Origin of the sequence: Mycolicibacterium aubagnense, assembly GCF_010730955.1 — a bacterium.
In the GTDB taxonomy this organism is placed as follows: Bacteria; Actinomycetota; Actinomycetes; order Mycobacteriales; family Mycobacteriaceae; genus Mycobacterium; species Mycobacterium aubagnense.
Genome location: NZ_AP022577.1, coordinates 752029 through 768860 on the forward strand (window position 1 = coordinate 752029; position 16832 = coordinate 768860).

At 67.7% G+C, this 16832-nt stretch carries 18 protein-coding genes; 12 read left to right on the plus strand and 6 right to left on the minus strand.

Translation table 11 applies throughout. The annotated features are described in order from the left end of the window. The first annotated feature begins 4 nt into the window (after positions 1-4). The 7 genes from malQ to G6N59_RS03855 all read left to right on the plus strand — a co-directional run bounded on the left by malQ (position 5) and on the right by G6N59_RS03855 (position 7572). Entirely contained in the window at positions 5-2152 is a 2148-nt protein-coding gene (gene malQ, locus G6N59_RS03825) for a 4-alpha-glucanotransferase (protein ID WP_138230904.1), read from the plus strand. 56 nt (positions 2153-2208) lie between these two features. Continuing rightward, a complete protein-coding gene (locus tag G6N59_RS03830; RefSeq protein WP_138230905.1) occupies positions 2209-2667 on the plus strand; it encodes a hypothetical protein in 459 nt (152 codons plus the stop codon). A gap of 162 nt (positions 2668-2829) precedes the next feature. Further along, on the plus strand, positions 2830-3729 hold the full coding sequence (locus G6N59_RS03835) for a metal-dependent hydrolase (protein ID WP_138230906.1): 900 nt from the start codon (positions 2830-2832) through the stop codon (positions 3727-3729). Between the two features lie 41 nt (positions 3730-3770). After that, positions 3771-4832, plus strand: a complete 1062-nt coding sequence (locus G6N59_RS03840) for a PDR/VanB family oxidoreductase (RefSeq protein WP_138230956.1) — start codon at positions 3771-3773, stop codon at positions 4830-4832. A gap of 90 nt (positions 4833-4922) precedes the next feature. Beyond that, the gene (locus tag G6N59_RS03845; RefSeq protein WP_170212405.1) at positions 4923-6236 is read left to right on the plus strand and encodes a serine/threonine-protein kinase; all 1314 of its coding nucleotides are present in this window, start codon (positions 4923-4925) and stop codon (positions 6234-6236) included. Continuing rightward, complete coding sequence (locus tag G6N59_RS03850) at positions 6236-7123, plus strand: LLM class F420-dependent oxidoreductase (RefSeq protein WP_138230907.1); 888 nt, start codon at positions 6236-6238, stop codon at positions 7121-7123. The genes G6N59_RS03845 and G6N59_RS03850 overlap by 1 nt, the downstream gene beginning before the upstream one ends. Continuing rightward, a complete protein-coding gene (locus G6N59_RS03855) occupies positions 7114-7572 on the plus strand; it encodes a nuclear transport factor 2 family protein (RefSeq protein WP_138230908.1) in 459 nt (152 codons plus the stop codon). Before G6N59_RS03850 ends, G6N59_RS03855 begins: the two co-directional genes overlap by 10 nt. A 7-nt stretch (positions 7573-7579) precedes the next feature. Here the strand turns inward: G6N59_RS03855 and G6N59_RS03860 are convergent, their stop codons facing one another. Next, the gene (locus G6N59_RS03860) at positions 7580-8338 is read right to left on the minus strand and encodes a class I SAM-dependent methyltransferase (RefSeq protein WP_138230958.1); all 759 of its coding nucleotides are present in this window, start codon (positions 8336-8338) and stop codon (positions 7580-7582) included. Positions 8339-8431: 93 nt separating this feature from the next. Here G6N59_RS03860 and G6N59_RS03865 point away from each other — a divergent pair, with 93 nt between their 5' ends. Further along, complete coding sequence (locus G6N59_RS03865) at positions 8432-9226, plus strand: hypothetical protein (protein WP_234884265.1); 795 nt, start codon at positions 8432-8434, stop codon at positions 9224-9226. 44 nt (positions 9227-9270) lie between these two features. Continuing rightward, a complete protein-coding gene (locus G6N59_RS03870) occupies positions 9271-10068 on the plus strand; it encodes an SGNH/GDSL hydrolase family protein (RefSeq protein WP_138230910.1) in 798 nt (265 codons plus the stop codon). On the opposite strand, the gene G6N59_RS03875 is transcribed toward G6N59_RS03870, so the two are convergent. Genes G6N59_RS03875 through G6N59_RS03885 form a run of 3 tightly spaced genes read right to left on the minus strand, consistent with a single transcriptional unit; the run spans position 10051 to position 11904 of the window. After that, positions 10051-10425 carry a DUF732 domain-containing protein gene (locus G6N59_RS03875; RefSeq protein WP_138230911.1) on the minus strand — a complete coding sequence of 125 codons (375 nt, stop codon included), beginning with the start codon at positions 10423-10425 and terminating at the stop codon, positions 10051-10053. The genes G6N59_RS03870 and G6N59_RS03875 overlap by 18 nt on opposite strands. 51 nt (positions 10426-10476) lie before the next feature. Continuing rightward, positions 10477-11040 (minus strand): hypothetical protein, encoded by a 564-nt coding sequence (locus tag G6N59_RS03880; protein ID WP_138230912.1) that lies wholly within the window; start codon positions 11038-11040, stop codon positions 10477-10479. Positions 11041-11091: 51 nt separating this feature from the next. Continuing rightward, the gene (locus G6N59_RS03885; protein ID WP_170212406.1) at positions 11092-11904 is read right to left on the minus strand and encodes a nuclear transport factor 2 family protein; all 813 of its coding nucleotides are present in this window, start codon (positions 11902-11904) and stop codon (positions 11092-11094) included. Between the two features lie 83 nt (positions 11905-11987). On the opposite strand from G6N59_RS03885, the gene G6N59_RS03890 reads away from it, so the two are divergent. Continuing rightward, on the plus strand, positions 11988-12398 hold the full coding sequence (locus G6N59_RS03890) for an Rv0313 family protein (RefSeq protein WP_138230914.1): 411 nt from the start codon (positions 11988-11990) through the stop codon (positions 12396-12398). 94 nt (positions 12399-12492) lie between these two features. Then, positions 12493-12915 (plus strand): hypothetical protein, encoded by a 423-nt coding sequence (locus G6N59_RS03895; protein ID WP_138230959.1) that lies wholly within the window; start codon positions 12493-12495, stop codon positions 12913-12915. A gap of 52 nt (positions 12916-12967) precedes the next feature. Here the strand turns inward: G6N59_RS03895 and G6N59_RS03900 are convergent, their stop codons facing one another. Further along, positions 12968-13429 (minus strand): SRPBCC family protein, encoded by a 462-nt coding sequence (locus G6N59_RS03900; RefSeq protein ID WP_138230915.1) that lies wholly within the window; start codon positions 13427-13429, stop codon positions 12968-12970. Between the two features lie 351 nt (positions 13430-13780). On the opposite strand from G6N59_RS03900, the gene G6N59_RS03905 reads away from it, so the two are divergent. Then, the gene (locus tag G6N59_RS03905) at positions 13781-14350 is read left to right on the plus strand and encodes an NlpC/P60 family protein (RefSeq protein WP_138230916.1); all 570 of its coding nucleotides are present in this window, start codon (positions 13781-13783) and stop codon (positions 14348-14350) included. A 78-nt stretch (positions 14351-14428) separates the two neighbouring features. Here the strand turns inward: G6N59_RS03905 and G6N59_RS03910 are convergent, their stop codons facing one another. Beyond that, on the minus strand, positions 14429-16804 hold the full coding sequence (locus G6N59_RS03910) for an ATP-binding cassette domain-containing protein (protein ID WP_138230917.1): 2376 nt from the start codon (positions 16802-16804) through the stop codon (positions 14429-14431). Between the last annotated feature and the right edge of the window lie 28 nt (positions 16805-16832).

Sequence of the window (16832 nt, forward strand, 5' to 3'; positions counted from 1 at the left end):
GCCCATGACTGATCGCACCGCGTCGCTCGTCGAGCTCGCCCGACGCCACGGTGTGGCCACCGAGTACGTCGACTGGAGCGGTGCGGGGCACGCCGTCCCCGCCACGACGCTGGTCGCCGTGCTCGCGGCGTTGGGCGTCTCGGCCGATTCCGAAGACGCCTGCGTGACGGCCCTGGCCGATCATGAGCGCGCCTACTGGCAGCGCACCCTGTCTCCGACCATCGTCACCCGGTCCGGACAATCGAGGAGCTTCTGGGTCCACGTCACCCACGGGGCGCCCGTCGGCGGGTGGATCCGGCTGGAGGACGGTTCGGTGCGGGCCGGGCTGCGGCAGTTGGAGAACAACCGGCCGCCGTTCAATCTGGATGGCCGCCTGGTCGGCGAGGCGACGTTCGAGCTGCCCGACGACCTCCCGCTGGGCTATCACCGGCTGCATGTCCAAGCCGGTACCGCCGCGGATGCCGAAGCAGTGCTGATCGTCACCCCGGAGACCCTGACGTTGCCCAGCCGCCTGGGCAACGGCCGGGCCTGGGGCCTGGCCACCCAGCTCTACAGCGTGCGTTCGCAAAACTCCTGGGGCACGGGCGATCTCACTGATCTGACCGACTTGGCCGTATGGTCGGCCGCCTTGCACCGCGCCGATTTCATCCTGGTGAATCCGTTGCACGCCGCAGGGCCGGTGCCCCCGATGGAGCCGTCCCCGTATCTGCCGACCTCGCGCCAGTTCGCCAACCCGCTGTATCTGCGGGTGCAGGCGATCCCGGAGTACACCGCCGTCCGCACGCCGGCGACGCTGCGCAAAGCCCGGGCCGACGCACAGTCCCGCGCCGACAATAACGAGTTCATCGATCGGGACGCGGCCTGGAAATCGAAGCGCACTGCACTAAAGGAGCTGTACCGGGCCAACCGCTCGGCGGGCCGGACCCTGGCCTACGACGGTTACCGACGGCGGACCGGACGAACCCTCGACGACTTCGCGACGTGGTGCGTACTGGCCGAGAAACACGGCGCCGACTGGCGTGACTGGCCCTCGGAGTTCCACCACCCCGACCACCCGGCGGTGCGGGCCTTCGCCGAAAAGCACAGCAGCCGTGTCGATTTCCACCGCTGGCTGCAATGGCAGCTCGATGACCAGCTGACGGCCGCGCAGGCCACCGCGGTCCAGACCGGGATGTCCCTGGGCATCGTCCATGATCTGGCGGTCGGCGTGCATCCCGGCGGCGCCGACGCCTGGGCACTGCAGGATGTGCTGGCCACGGGGGTCTCGGCCGGGGCACCGCCGGACGAGTTCAACCAACTCGGTCAGGACTGGTCGCAGCCGCCGTGGCGTCCGGACCAACTCGTCGAGCGCGCGTATGAACCGTTCCGCGACGTGGTCAGGGCGGTGCTCCGGCATGCCGGCGGCGTCCGCATCGACCACATCATCGGCCTGTTCCGGCTGTGGTGGATCCCGGACGGGGTGCTGCCGGTCGACGGCACGTATGTCCACTACGACCATGAGGCGATGATCGGCGTCCTCGCACTGGAGGCGCACCGGGCCGGCGCGGTGGTGGTCGGCGAGGATTTGGGCACCGTCGAGCCGTGGGTCCGCGATTACCTGCGCGACCGGGGGCTGCTCGGCACCTCGATCCTGTGGTTCGAAGCGGATCGGGACGGCGGCCCGCTGCCCGCGCCGCGCTGGCGCGAGTACTGCCTCTCGTCGGTCACGACCCATGATCTGCCGCCCACGGCCGGTTACCTGGCCGGCGCACACCTACGGCTGCGCCGCGATCTCGGTCTGCTGACCCGGCCCTACGAGGAAGAGGCCGCGGCCGACCACGCTGACCAGCAGCGCTGGTTGGCTGTCCTGCGGGCCGCGGGTCTGTTGCCGCCGAATGCGCCCGACGCCATCGACGCCGAACAGACCGTCCTCGCTCTGTACCGCTACCTCACGCGCACCCCGTCGCGGCTGCTGGCGCTGGCCCTACCCGACGCCGTCGGCGACGTCCGCACCCAGAATCAGCCGGGCACCAGCGACGAATATCCGAACTGGCGCGTGCCGCTGGCCGGTCCGGACGGCCGGAAAGTTCTCCTCGAAGACCTTTTTTCCGACCCACGCGCGGCCGCGTTGGCGCAGGTGATGGGCAACGCGGTGACACCCGGATCGAACTGAATCGAGTTTCTCCACCCACTCATCTGCGCTATCTTCGCTGTACTCGAGGAGGTCAGGTGAACAAGCTGAAGATGCTGACGGCAGGTGCCGTGGCAGCAGGTGCGGTGGCGATGGGTGCCACGGCGGTGTTCGGCTCGTCGGTGGCCGCGTCCGATCCCGGTGGCAGCAACTCCATGAATGTGGTGGGTGAGTCGTACGCACGCGCCGTCTCGATCCTCAAGAGCCAGGGCGTGAAGGCCACCTTCGGCGGCTCGGTCGGCAGCGATGTGCCGCAGGCACAGTGCATCGTCGACCAGGAGAAGATGGGCAGCCACGGTCGCGTCATCCTCATGCTCAACTGCACCACCAAGGCCGTCGAGGACGCCCAGGCCGCGGCGCCTGCGTCGGGCGGCGGAGGCGCAGCAGCCGGTGCGCCCGGAGCCCCGCAGGGTCCGCATGTCGGTTCCAACGGTGTGACGACGGTGCAGGCAACGCCTGTCGGCCCGCAGCCGGGCATGTCGGTCCCCGGTATGTAGTTCTCTGACGAAACGGCATTCCAGCAGGTCAGGGCTCGATTTCTGCCCGCCGGAGTGCCGTTTCGGCGATTTTGGGCAAAACCCAGTACCGCCGTTCCCACATAAAACGCTTACACTGAATCCACTCGCAACGATGCTTGAGGATCCGGAGGTAGCCGTTCCATGCTGCAACCACAGCGATTCACCCATGAGGTAGACCCGGGTCCGGTGCAGATCCAGGCCCGCAACGTGGCTTTCGAGACCGCGGACAAGCCGATGTCCTGGATTCCCGGCCACCCCGTCGCCTCACACGTGGTGAACCTGTTGAACATCCTGCTTCCGGCGGGTGAGCGCTGGTTCATCGAGACCTTCAACGAGGCGCTGCCGCTGATCAAGGATCCGAAGCTCGCCGACGACGTCCGCGGCTTCATCGGCCAGGAGGCCATGCACGCCGAGGCCCACGACACCGTCATGAACGACTACCTGGTGCGCAGCGGCATGGATGTCACGCCGATGCTGGATCAGGTCGAGTTCGTGTTCGAGGAGATCCTGGCGCCGGCCAAGACGACCGACCCGCGGCGAAAGATGAACAACCTCATCGAGCGGTTGTGGTTCATCGCGGCCGTCGAGCACTACACGGCAGTGCTCGGTGACTTCGTCCTGAACTGCACCTGGGACCAGTACGACGCCGACCCCGTCATGGTCGACCTGTTCCGCTGGCACGGCGCCGAGGAAGTCGAGCACCGCTCGGTGGCCCACGAGGTCGCGACGTACTTCCGGAACAGCTACTTCGACCGCATCCGCGCCATGAGCGTGGTGGCGATCCTGATGTACGTGTTCTTCCAGCGCGGCATGCGGTTCCTGGTCAAGAACGATCCGCAGCTGAAGCTGGGCTGGTGGAAGTCGCAGCGCCTGCGCATGCGCGACTCCAAGCTGGGGCTGCTGCCGAACTATCGGAAGCTGCTGCTGACCCAGACGCTGGTGTACTTCAAGCCGAACTACAGCCCGGAATCCATGGGCTCGACCGCGCAGGCCGTGGCGTATCTGGCCACCTCGCCCGCCGCCCGCGCCGCGCACCTGTGAAGACGCGCCGCTTCCGGTCACGTCTGGCACCTCCCAGCGTGATGGGCCTGCTGCCGCACGACCCGCTGGTCGCTGTGGCCGACGCCGTCGTCAGCAGCACATTCTGGGTGTCCACGCGGTTGCGGAAACCGCCGGTGCCCGCCGTCGTCGAACGCACCATCCGGCTGAAGCTCGCCGACCGTCAAGTGGTCGCGCACGATCAGGACGTGGTGGCGTTGACGTTCGTCGGCGCCGACGGTGCGGAGCTGCCCCGCTGGCACCCCGGTTCGCACCTGGACATCCACCTGCCGAGTGGCCTGATCCGTCAGTACTCGCTGTGCGGCGACCCAGATGAGCAGGGTTCGTACCGAATTGCCGTGCGCCGCATACCCGATGGCGGCGGTGGCTCCATCGAAGCGCACCAGCTCGCCGTCGGTGACGTGATCACCACGAACGGCCCGCGCAACGCCTTCCCACTGTCGGTGCCCGGCTTCGGGTCACCGACCCGCACGCTCCGGTTCATCGCCGGCGGTATCGGCATCACGCCGATCCTGCCCATGCTGGCGCGCGCCGAGCAGTTCGGCATCGACTGGTCGATGCTCTACGTCGGCCGCAGCCGCGACAGCTTGCCGTTCCTCGATGAACTGGCGCGGTTCGGTGACCGGGTACAGATCCGCACCGACGACGTCGACGGCCTGCCGACCGCCGATGACCTCCTGGGCGACTGCCGGCCGGGCACTTCGGTGTACACCTGCGGCCCGGCGCCGATGCTGGGTGCCATCCGCACCCGGCTCGTCGGGGCCGACGACATCGAGCTGCACTTCGAGCGCTTCGCCGCACCGCCGGTCACCGATGGCCACGAGTTCAAGGTCGAGGTCGCCTCGACCGGTCAGACCGTCGCCGTCGCGGCCGACGAAACCTTGCTGACGGCCCTGATCAAAGCGGGTGTGCACGCGCCGTATTCGTGTCAGCAAGGCTTCTGCGGCACGTGCCGGGTGAAGGTGCTGGCCGGTGCGGTCGATCACCGGGACGGATTGCTGACCGAGACCGAACGCGAGGCCGGGCAGGCGCTGATCTGCGTGTCCCGCGCACGGGGCGACGGACCGCTGACCCTGGACCTGTAGCCCCAGTGTTGGCTTGTGTTCGAGAATTTCACCGAATTCCGAACACAAGCCACCAGTCAACGGCATGAACCAGCGGTTTACGATGCCCCAATGCCAATGGCCGACGGGACCGACTTCGCCGGATACACCATCGTCAGGTGCCTCGGTTCCGGTGGAATGGGTGAGGTTTACGTCGCGCGGCATCCCCGGCTGCCCCGGCTGGATGCGCTCAAGGTCCTGCGCCCCGAGATGTCGGCCAACGAGGAGTTCCGCGAGAGGTTTCTGCGCGAGGCCGATCTGACCGCCGCGCTGTCCCATCCGAACATCGTCGGGGTGTACGACCGTGGCGACTTCGACGGCCAGTTGTGGATCTCGATGGAGTACGTCGACGGCACAGACGTCAGCCGCCTGCTTCGCAGCAACAACGGCGTATCCGACGATCAAGCGGCCGAGATCATCAGCGCGGTCGCCGAAGCGCTCGACTACGCTCATCAACACGATCTGCTGCACCGCGACGTCAAGCCGGCCAACATCCTGATCAGCGACACCGATCCGGCGAACAAGCGAATCAAGTTGGCCGATTTCGGTATTGCCCGGTGCGCCAACGATTCCGCCGGGCTCACGGCGACCAACATGACCGTCGGAACCGTGTTCTATGCCGCTCCGGAACAACTGACCGGCAGCAACATCGACGGCCGCGCCGACCAATATGCGCTGGCGGCCACCGCATTCCAGCTCTTCACCGGGGCACCACCCTTCGAGAACTCGAACGCGGCGGTGATCATCGGCAAGCACCTCAGCACTCCCCCGCCGGCACTCTCGGAGCGCCGGCCCGACCTCGCCGCCCTGGACCCGGTGCTGGCCAAGGCACTTGCCAAGGATCCCAAGGACCGCTTCGACACGTGCACCGATTTCGCGCGGGCGCTGCAGCACGGACTGGGCATGTCAGGTGCGGATGCCACCACCCTGGCCCCGGCGACGCTCCGCCGGACCGAGGTCTTGCAATCCGAGCAGACCTCCCGCTCGCGCCGATCCCTTGTGCTGGCCGTTCTTTTCACCGTGCTGCTGATCGGCGCACTCGTCTTCGCGGCAACCGAATTCACCCGCGCCAAGGACGAGCGGCAGGTACCGCAACGCCCGGCCACGTCCTCGACTCCTCCGATTACCACCACGCCGTCGGCCACGGAAGCGACACCGAGCCCGTCGTCGACGATGGCGCCCGCGCCCTCGCAGCTCCCGGTCGGGCCCGGCCCCACGGAGGCCACCGTCACCAGCACCGGCACGGTCGACTCCAGCACCCCGACCACCACCACCGAAACGCCCGCGCCAGAACAGGAAACGCCGATCCGTGAGTGCATGGACCGCACCGGTATGACGCGGCTGCAGTGCTGGGAAGAGATTCGCCGTAGCGAGCGGAGGCGCTGATGTCACCTCGGTTTGCCGTGGTCGCACCGGTCGCCGCGGGCGTCACCGCCGACCCGGTCTGGATGACGCAGTTCGCCCGACACCTGGAGAGCTGCGGCTTCGAATCCATTGTGGCCGTGGAACATACGGTTCTGATGACCGAGTACTCGAGCGTGTATCCGTACGACGCCTCGGGCCGGGTGGAAATCCCAGCCGACTGCGCGGTGCCGGATCCGCTGGATCTGCTGGCGTTCCTCGCCGGCCAGACCGGCACCCTGGGCCTGGCGACCGGGGTGCTGGTGCTGCCGAACCACCATCCCGTGGTCCTGGCCAAGCGCCTTGCCACGCTGAATGTGTTGTCCGGCGGCAGGATTCGCCTGGCGGTCGGTATGGGTTGGCTGCGCGAGGAGATCGAAGCCTGCGGCGCTCCGTTCGACGCCCGGGGCCGGCGGGCCGACGAGCAGATCGATGTCCTGCGGCTGCTGTGGTCGGATCAGCCGGACGGTGCCACCCACTCCGGTGAGTTCTTCGAATTCGCCAACGCCGCTTGCTATCCCAAACCCGTCTCGCCGATACCGATCCACATCGGCGGGCACAGCCGGGCCGCGGCTCGCCGGGCGGGCCGGCGCGGCGACGGATTGCAGCCCCTCGGCGTCGCCGGCGAGGAGCTGTCGGGGCTGATCGCCTTGATGCGCGAGTCGGCCGAGCAGGCCGGCCGGGATCCCGATGCCCTGGAACTGTCCCTCGGGCACCTCGTCACCAAGGTCGACGCCGACCGTGCGGGCCGGCTCGCGGAGCTCGGCGCCGACCGCATCGTACTGGCCATGCCGCCGGTCACCGACATCGATGAGGCCAAGGACATGTTGTCGGCCTGTGCCGAGCGACTCGGGCTCACGCCGTGCCGTTGACCGTCGCCGACCGGCTCGATCTCGCCGACCTGGTGCACCGCTACGCCGCTGACGTCGATGACCGCCGGTTTGACGATGTCGCCGAACTCTTCACCGGCACAGCGGAACTGGTCTTACCGGATCCGCCCCGGTCGCTGGAGCCGGTACGGTCCGGGCACGGCCATGACGGGGTGCGCGCGGCGATGGCCGCCCTGTCCGGTGTCGAACGCACCCAGCACGAGATCGTCGGCGAGGTCTATACGGACGCCGCTGACCACGCCCGGGGCCGCATCACGTGCGTCGCCCACCACTGGACCCGCGCGACCGATTCCACCGACGTCACCGATCTGGTGTGGCACGTGCGGTACGACGACGAGTACGTCCGGACCGACAACGGCTGGCGCATCCGGCGCCGCGCGCTGACGCTCAACGCCATCGAGACCCGGCCCGTCCGCCGGCTCCGCGACTAGTCGGGAATCAGGCCGGCTGCGCGACGAGCAGCAGGGTGTCGCCGCCGACCTGCACCCCGCCGGCACCGATCACCTCGGCCAGCCGGGCACGCAGCTCCGCCGCCCGGTCGGCGGGCAACACGAGGTGATTGGAGTAGGTGAACACCAGATCCAGCCACTGCTCGCCGGTGTACTGCTCACCGCGCTCGTAGGTCAGCTGCCGCACCGCAAATCCAGCCGCCTCCAGGTCGGTCACGACGTCGCCGCTGTCCATGCCCGAACCCGTACCGCCGGTCGGCGTCGCCGTCACCAACGGTGAAGCGGCGTCGAGGTAGTCGCGGTACACCGCCGCGAAGTCCGCACGTGAGGGCTGGACCGGGAACAGCCGGTTCCAGGCCAGCGCCAACCGCCCGCCCGGGGCAAGCAAGCGGCGAATCTTCGGCAGGGCCGCCACCGGGTCGACCCAGTGGAACGACTGGGCGAAGAGCACCACGTCGAAGGTGCGGCCGCCGTCGTCCCAGTCTTCGAACGTGGCCACCTCGACACTGACGCCGTGTTCGGCGGCAACCTCGGCCATCCGTGGATCCGGTTCCAGCGCAACCAGTTCCGCCCCATGGGCAATCAACTGGCGGGACGCGATGCCGGTCCCGGCACCAACGTCGAGCACCCGGACCGGGGCCGTACCGACCAGTTCGTCGAGCATGGGCTCCGGATACCGGGGCCGGTGTTGGTCATATGACCGGGCGGCGCCGCCGAACGAATCAGCGCGGTCGCGTTGCCGGTACAGCTCATCAGACTCAGCCACGACTCGACGCTACCGGGCAGCCATGCCGGGCTGCCGACTGGTGCACCGGCGGCAGATCCAGGCATGCTTGAGCCCATGACGCGTCCGCCGCGCCGGTGGGACCCGCTCCGACCGCTCGACCTGTTCGCCTCGGTGGTGTCGACCGCTGCGGTGCTGCCGATGAGCACCGGGGCCGCCGCGGCGTACCGGACCGCGTTCCTGACGGTACGACCGCTGGTGATCGGGCGGCGGATCACGGTCCGCCTGAGCACCAGCGACCTGACCCTGACCGTCGCCGAGTTCGATTCCCGGTGGGACGCCGGCATCTTCGCCGTGGGCCACATCGGCACCGTCAACATCGCCGCGCACAAGGTGAAATGGGCTGGTACCGTGCTGAATTCGGCATCGGCGACGCTGCACAACCTGCGCGTCCGGCCTTCGGTGCCACCGATGCTGGTCGCCGCACCGGTCGAGTTGTGCGTGGAGATCCCGTCCGACTCGCTCGACGAGCTGATCCGGGCCGCCGAGCCACGGGTCAGCACCGCGGTCGGCGCGGACGCCGTCGCCCGAATCCGGCTGTCCCGCTTCCGCTCCGGGGTCATCGAGGTCGATCCCCAGCTGCACGGCAACACGCTCTGGCTCAAGCCTCGCGGCCTGACTGTGGGGTCCACCCGGGTGCCGGTGCCCGGGCTCGCCCCGGCATATCCGGTGCGGCTGCCCGAGCTGCCGTATGGGGCCACCCTGACCTCGGTGGAACTCGGCCCGGGCGTCGTGCGCGTCGGCGTGACGCTGCCGGAATGGCAGTTCGACCTGCCCCGCGCCGTGTTGGACGAGCTGATCAATCAGCTCAGTGTGGTGGGCCGTCCGCTCGACGTGATCTGGCCGGGCTAGCGGCTGCGCTGAAGTTCTGGCGATCGTTCACTACAGTCACGGTCGTGACCATCGGCTATTCCCGATACGTCGCGCTCGGCGACAGCCAGACCGAGGGCCTGTTGGACGGCGACGACGACACGAGTATTCACGGCTTCGCCGACCGCCTGGCCTGGCGGCTCAACGCATTACAGCCCGGGCTCCAATACGCGAATCTCGCTGTCCGGGGCCGGCGCATCAGTGACGTGCTGGAACGTCAGCTGCCGCAGGCCCGGGCGATGAATCCCGACCTGATCACCAGCTGCATCGGGATGAACGACGTCACGAGGCCGGTGCGCAGCTTCGACCGGGCGCTGGAGGACATGCAGCGCGTGCACACCGAGCTTGCGGCCACCGGCGCGACCGTGGTCACGACGACTTTTCCCGACATCGCCCGCATCCTGCCGATCGGCCGGGTGCTGAGCGGCCGGCTGCGCCGGATCAACGACGTGATCCGCGCCGATTCGGCCCACTTCGGCTTCCGGCTGGTGGACCTGTCCTCGGCCACATCCATGCTCGATCCCGCGACCTGGGCCATCGATCGGGTGCACGGTTCCCCGCACGGCCACCAGCTGTTCGCAGACGCGGCCGCGGAGGCGCTGGGTTTGCCGGGCAGCAACCACAGGTGGGCCGAAGTCGAGGGCGAGCTGGTGCTGCCGCGGTTGCGCGAGCGGATGTACTCGCAGCTGATGTGGGCCCAGAACATGCTGATGCCCTGGGTTTGGCGACACACGCTGGGCAGCTCACGGGGTAAGGGGCTCGAGCCGAAACGGCCAGTCCTGGCGCCGCTCGACGCCCAATCGGCGCTATCCGAGGCCGAGTAGCCCCAGCGGCAGCGGGGACTCGCCGCGCCCGAGCGCGCCGACGACCCCGGGGCAGAACGACGAGATCGCGAAGCCGGTGAACATGGTGGCCGGTCCCAGCGACATCCCGGACGCATTGGCGACCTTGGCCGCGGCGTCGGCGACGGTCTGGCCGGGCTCGGCCAACATCGGGCACACCGACTGCCCCAGCGCCACGGGATCAGAACCGTTCGGCATCATCATGTCGGCGTTGTTGAGGACGTTGGTGAACGCCTCGGTACCGGCATCCGCACTCGCCGAACCGGCCGTGACCAGGCTGCCGACGATGCCGGCGGTGGTAGCTGCGATGACGATGGCGGTACCGAATGGGCTCTTCATGATGCCCTGAATCATAAGGGAAGCGGGTTGCCGGTACCGCCTCGCACAATCTCAGACGCCGGTCCAGGCGCTCGCGATCCGGGTTCCGATGTCGATGACCTTGGCATCTGCACTGTTGATCTCGCCGGCGACGTGGTGCGCGATGAAGCGCCGGATCTCGCCGTCGACGTTGGCGACGATGCGCAGCAGCTCCGCCCGGATCGATGACGACGTGACGTGGATGGCGATGTCCGACGGCCGTGGCGACTTCACATCGATGACGAGCAGCAGCGGGTGGGCCGACCGCGCCGTGGCGGTCAGGTTGATCTCGCCGAACACCATGAACCGGGGCCGGTCGATCCGCAGGTCGAGCGTCATATCGATTTCCAACGGGATGCGGATGGCGAAGGTGATCTCTTCCCCGAGCGTCCGGGCCACCACTGGGTGTTTGATCTGCACGCGCGCGGTGACCTTCGCGAGCCCGCCGGGCCCCTGGGCAATCGGACCCATATCGAAGGCCTCGCCGGCGATCCCGCCGATCGCGTCCGCGACGCGTTCCTCACTGACGGCGACCTCGAAGAATCGTCGACCGAATTCCTCGTAGGACATGTATTCGTGTTGGGGTTGCACTGGCATGGTGTGACTACGTTCTCATGTCGGGGACGGAAGCCGCGGCAACGGGCAGCTTCATTCGGCAAAGAGTCGCAGGCCGCTGATGCCCCGACCCCCAGGAGCCAACTCGGCGATGACCACCCCGCGGTAGCTGTCGCGCCGGACTCCGGCTACCACGTACCGGCCCGCGGCGATCACCTTCTGAACGCGGCTTCCGGTGAGCTCCTCGACCAGTTCGGAGACACTGAGCCGGGTTTCGAGGCCGCGGGTGAGCTGCATTGGCTCGCTGAGCCGCCGCTTGACCGCGAGTGCGTCGCCCGTCGCGGCGTCGGCCAGCAACGCGGTGAGCGACCGCTTTGCCCGGGTCCCGCCGGTGCGCAGACCACCGAGAAAGCCGACCGCGCCGCCGGGTCCCTGATTGCGCAACAGCGCCCCGGACAGCCCCAACCCGGCCGGCAGCGCCGGGACGCCGCACCGGACGAACTGCGCGACCATGCCGGGTAGCTCCCAAAATGCTTGTAGCCGAGCAATTTTCAGCGATGTCTCAGCACCCTCGGCAACCACGTCGTACTGCAGATAGACAGGGATCCGTAGCTGCACCTTGGCACCCATGTGCACTTCCAGTTCCAGATCGCGCATGACGGTGTTGTCGATGACGATGTCGGCGTCCCGGTGGAACACGATGGTGCGTGGCCCGATGAAAGTGTCGTAGAACTGCCCGATGGCGCGGTGCCCGATATGTGGCCGGGAACCGACCGGGTCCTCGATGCGCCCGTCGGCGCTGAACAGACTCACCCAACCGGCCTTGTCGTGCGCCGCCGTGGCTGCGGGCGAGCGTTCGACGGTGGCCAGGAGATCCTCGCGGGTCGGCGATTGCGGTACGGGCATGGTTCCATCGTCCACCACTGCCCAGATCGGTCGCGAGGGGATGGCCGTGGCACATGCCGCCGATGTCGCGCACACTGGTCGGTATGAGCAACAGCGGCCCGTTCGGCATCGATCCGGAAGAGTTCGATCGCGTCCTGCGCGAGACGGGCGAGGGCATCCGCGGCGTGTTCGACCGTCTCGGCCGCGGCGCTGCCTGGGCCAACGTGGTCAACGATCTGACCCGAACTCCGCGCCACGCCACCCAACCCGAGACCACCGGCGACACGGGCGACGGGGTATGGGTGGTGTACACCGTGGCCGCGGACGGCGGGGCGCACGTCGAGGAGGTGTACCCCTCCGAGCTGGAGGCCCTGCGCGCCAACAAGAACAACACCGACCCCGCCCGCAAGGTCAGATTCCTGCCGTACGGCATCGGTGTCAGCGTCTTGGACGCACCGGAGCAAGCGGGACCACCGCCGCACGACGACCAGACGCCGCAGCACGAACCGCACTGATATTGACCTGCCGACAATATCCCCGGCGACGCGGCTGACACGCTACGCTTTGCCACATTGTCGTGTGGCAGCAGCGCGAGGGGAGATGACCAGGATGTTTCGGGTACTGACGGTGGCCGCAGCGATCGCCGGAACCGCCATCGGGCTGGCACCGTTCGCGAGCGCTGATCCGGCGCTGGGCGGCAACGACGATCCCGGCCGCTACCCCACCGACGTCCCTGGCATGAACTACCAGGCGGTCAACGGCGCGCCGTGCGACAACCACGACATCTTCATCTTCGGCCGCGGGCCCGGCGGGGCATCGATGGCCTGCCACTGGATCCCGAACCAGTGGCCGCCGGTCGACACCGGTTTCTGGGGCTACTCCTACGCGATCCAGGGCGTCAAGAACATCGGTTCCCCGTGCCCCGGCCCGCAGACCGCCGCCCAGGCGCCGGACGGCCGCCCGCTGCTGTGCCTGGGCGCGCAGGGCTGGCAGCCCGGTTTCAAGACCGGTGACGGTTTCTTCCCGAGCTGATGCACGGTTGACGCGGCGCCGGTAGGCACCGGCAGCCGATCACCCGGACAGTTCAGGTCCGACTTTCCTCGAAGTGGCGCCGGATGGCCGCCAGCATCGCCGCGTGCGCTTTTTCCGCCTGTGCGGCAGTGAACGCGGTGAGCAGCCGCGGTGCATCTATATCTACCGTCTCGGTGACGGTGGTGCCGGCGCCGGACGCCGCGAAGGCGACCGTGCCGCGCAGCCGCACCTTCGGAAACTGGCGCGCCTCGGTGTGCACGACGCCGCCGGGCGCGATCAGTACCGTCGCCCGATAGGTCACCGCCAGGGCGAGCGGGCCGAACGGGATGCGGTCTCGCACCCGATAGTCGCGGTGGCGGCCCTGCGCGTCCTGCCGATCGACCAGACAGTCCACCGCCACCACCAGCGGATGCACCAGCTTCATGTTCGCCAGATCTGTATAGAAGGTGCGGACCTCGTCCGGCACCGCCGGCACCTCTTCACTCAGCGCGAATCGGGACCGGGACATCCACATCGGCCCACCGTAACTTGACCGTTTCAGAAGGTGAACCCAGGTCCGCGGCAGGTGCGACCTGAAGAGCCCACGCGGGGGCCGGAACCGTCGCACAAACCGAGCAGAGGCCCTCGACACCGGTCTTAGAATTAGCTGGTCACGGCTCCGCATCAGCCGTCGCGACCTTGCATTTGCGGAAAAGCTGTGTATGGCAGTATGTTTTGTGCATTCACCTGCGAATTCACGAAATCGCCTCTGCCCCAACATGATGTGAATAAACGTGCATGTAACGCACACCACACAATTCGCGAAACGTGATGGCAGACACAGAATTTTGACGCTCTCAAATTTCCGTTGCTAGCGTTCATCGTCATGTTTGCTATTGCGACCGCATCGCTGCTGGCTTTGGTCAACCAGGTTTCGGGTACGCCGTACATCTCCGGCGGAGACACGGCACGCGGCACCGACTGCTCCGGGCTGGCCTCCTGGGTGGCCAACGCCGCCACCGGCCGTCCCGTCTACGGCGACCGGTTCAACACCGGCAACGAAGAGGCCGCCCTGCGCGCCCGCGGCTTCCTGCCCGGCACCGCGCCCGGCGCCCTGAACATCGGCTGGAACGGCGGCCACACCGCCGTGACGCTGCCGGACGGCACTGCGGTGTCCAGCGGTGAGGGCGGCGGCGTCCGAATTGGTGGCGGCGGTGCCTTCCAGCGCCAGTTCACCCACCACATGCACCTGCCGCTGGCTCCAGGCGACGACATCCCGGCCGATCTGCCCCTCGACGGCCCGCTGGACGCTCCGCTGGCACCTCCGGCCGGTCCGGCCGACCTCCCGGCCCCGGAGATCATCCAGGCCGCCAACTTCGCGCCCGGCCCGGATGCCCCGGCGCCGGCTCCTGAGGCTCCCGCTCCGGCCCCTGAAGGCCTGGAGATGCCCGTCTGACCGTTCTTCCGCACCACATCCATCCAGCAGTAGGGCTGCGACCGCCGAGCGGTCGCAGCCCTACTGCTGTCTGACCTGCTATGTGACGTACTCGGCCAGATGAGACCCGGTCAGCGTCTCGCCTGCGGCGACCAGGTCCGCCGGAGTGCCCTCGAAGATCACGCGGCCACCGTCGTGACCTGCACCAGGACCCAGATCGATGATCCAATCGGCGTGCGCCATCACGGCCTGATGATGTTCGATGACGATGACGGACTTGCCGCCGTCGACGATGCGGTCCACAAGCGCCAGAAGCTGCTCGACGTCCGCGAGGTGCAGGCCGGTGGTGGGCTCGTCGAGGATGTAGACGTCGCCCTTCTCCCCCATCTGGGTGGCGAGCTTCAGTCGCTGCCTTTCCCCGCCGGATAGCGTGGTCAGCGACTGTCCCAGCGCCAGATAGCCCAGCCCCACATCGACCATCCGCGCCAGGATTCTCTGCGCGGCGGGGACCTTCGCGTCCCCGCCGGCGAAGAATCGCTCGGCGTCGGACACTGGCATGGCCAGCACTTCGGCGATGTTCTGCCCGCCCAGGGTGTATTCGAGCACCGAGGCGCCGAACCGTCGGCCTTCGCACTCTTCACAGCGCGACTCGACGGTGGCCATCACGCCCAGGTCGGTGTAGATGACACCGGCGCCGTTGCAGGCCGGGCAGGCGCCTTCCGAATTCGAGCTGAACAGCGCGGGTTTGACGTTGTTCGCCTTGGCGAATGCCTTGCGGATGTGGTCGAGCAGTCCGGTGTAGGTCGCGGGATTGCTGCGCCGCGATCCGCGGATCGGGGCCTGGTCGATGGTGACGACGCCGTCGCGACCGGTCACCGAACCGTCGATCAGGGAGCTCTTCCCCGAGCCCGCCACGCCCGTGATCACGGCGAGTACACCCAGCGGGATGTCCACCTCGACATCCTGCAGGTTGTTCGTGTTGGCGCCACGAATCGCCAAGGCCCCATTCGGTTCTCGCACTGACTTCTTGAGCGCCGCACGGTCGTCCAAGTGCCGGCCGGTGACGCTGCCACTGCCACGCAGCCCCTGCACCGTGCCTTCGTAGACCACCTGGCCGCCACCTGAGCCGGCCTCCGGGCCGAGGTCCACCACATGGTCGGCGATACCGATCACTTCCGGCTTGTGTTCGACGACCAGCACGGTATTCCCCTTGTCCCGCAACTGGATCAGCAGTTCATTCATGCGGGCGATGTCGTGCGGGTGCAGACCGATGGTCGGCTCGTCGAAGACGTAGGTGACATCGGTCAACGCCGAGCCGAGATGACGGATCATCTTGACGCGCTGCGCTTCTCCACCAGAGAGCGTGCCGGCGGGCCGCGCGAGCGACAGGTAGCCCAGCCCGATTCCGACGAACGAGTCGAGCGTGTGCCGCAACGCCGCCAACAGCGGCGCCACGCCGGCGCCGAGGCGCTTGTCGTCGGCCAGTGCGCGGACCCACTCGGCCAGGTCGGTGATCTGCATCGCGCAGGCCTCAGCGATGTTGACGCCCTTGATCTTTGACGAGCGTGCCAGCTCCGACAAGCGGGTACCCTCACATTCGGGGCACGTCGTGAACGTCACCGCCCGCTCGACGAACGCCCGGATGTGCGGCTGCATCGCCTCGACGTCCTTACTCAGGAACGACTTCTTGATCTGCGGGATGAGGCCAAGGTAGGTGAGGTTGACGCCGTCGACCTTGATCTTGGTCGCTTCCTTGTACAGCAGGGCGTCCAGTTCCTTCTTCGTGAACTTTCGGATCGGCTTGTCGGGGTCGAAGAAGCCGCAGCCGTTGAAGATTCGGCCGTACCACCCGTCCATGCTGAAGCCGGGAATCGTGACGGCGCCTTCGTTGATCGACTTGCTGTCGTCGTACAGCGCGGAGAGGTCGATGTCGTTGACCGAGCCGCGCCCCTCACACCGCAGGCACATGCCGCCCACGATGTTGAAGTCACGCCGTTCCTTGACGGTACGACCGGCACGCTCCATGGTCACCGCGCCGGCGCCGCTGATCGAGGCAACGTTGAACGAAAAGGCCTGCGGGGAACCGATATTCGGTCTGCCGATCCGGCTGAACAGGATGCGGAGCAGGGCGCCGGTGTCGGTGGCCGTGCCGACCGTCGAGCGAGGGTCGGAGCCCATCCGTTCCTGGTCGACAATGATCGCCGTGGTCAGCCCCTCCAGTACGTCGACGTCGGGACGTGCCTGTGACGGCATGAAACCTTGGACGAACGCACTATAGGTCTCGTTGATCAGGCGCTGCGATTCCGCGGCGATGGTGTCGAACACCAGCGAGCTCTTACCGGACCCGGAGACCCCCGTGAAGACCGTCAGGCGCCGTTTCGGAATCTCGACGCTGATGTTCTTGAGATTGTTCTCCCGGGCACCGACCACGCGGATCAGGTCGTGGCTGTCGGCGGCATGCGTTCTGCTGGGCATACCCACACGTTAACCGGGTGCCGATCGG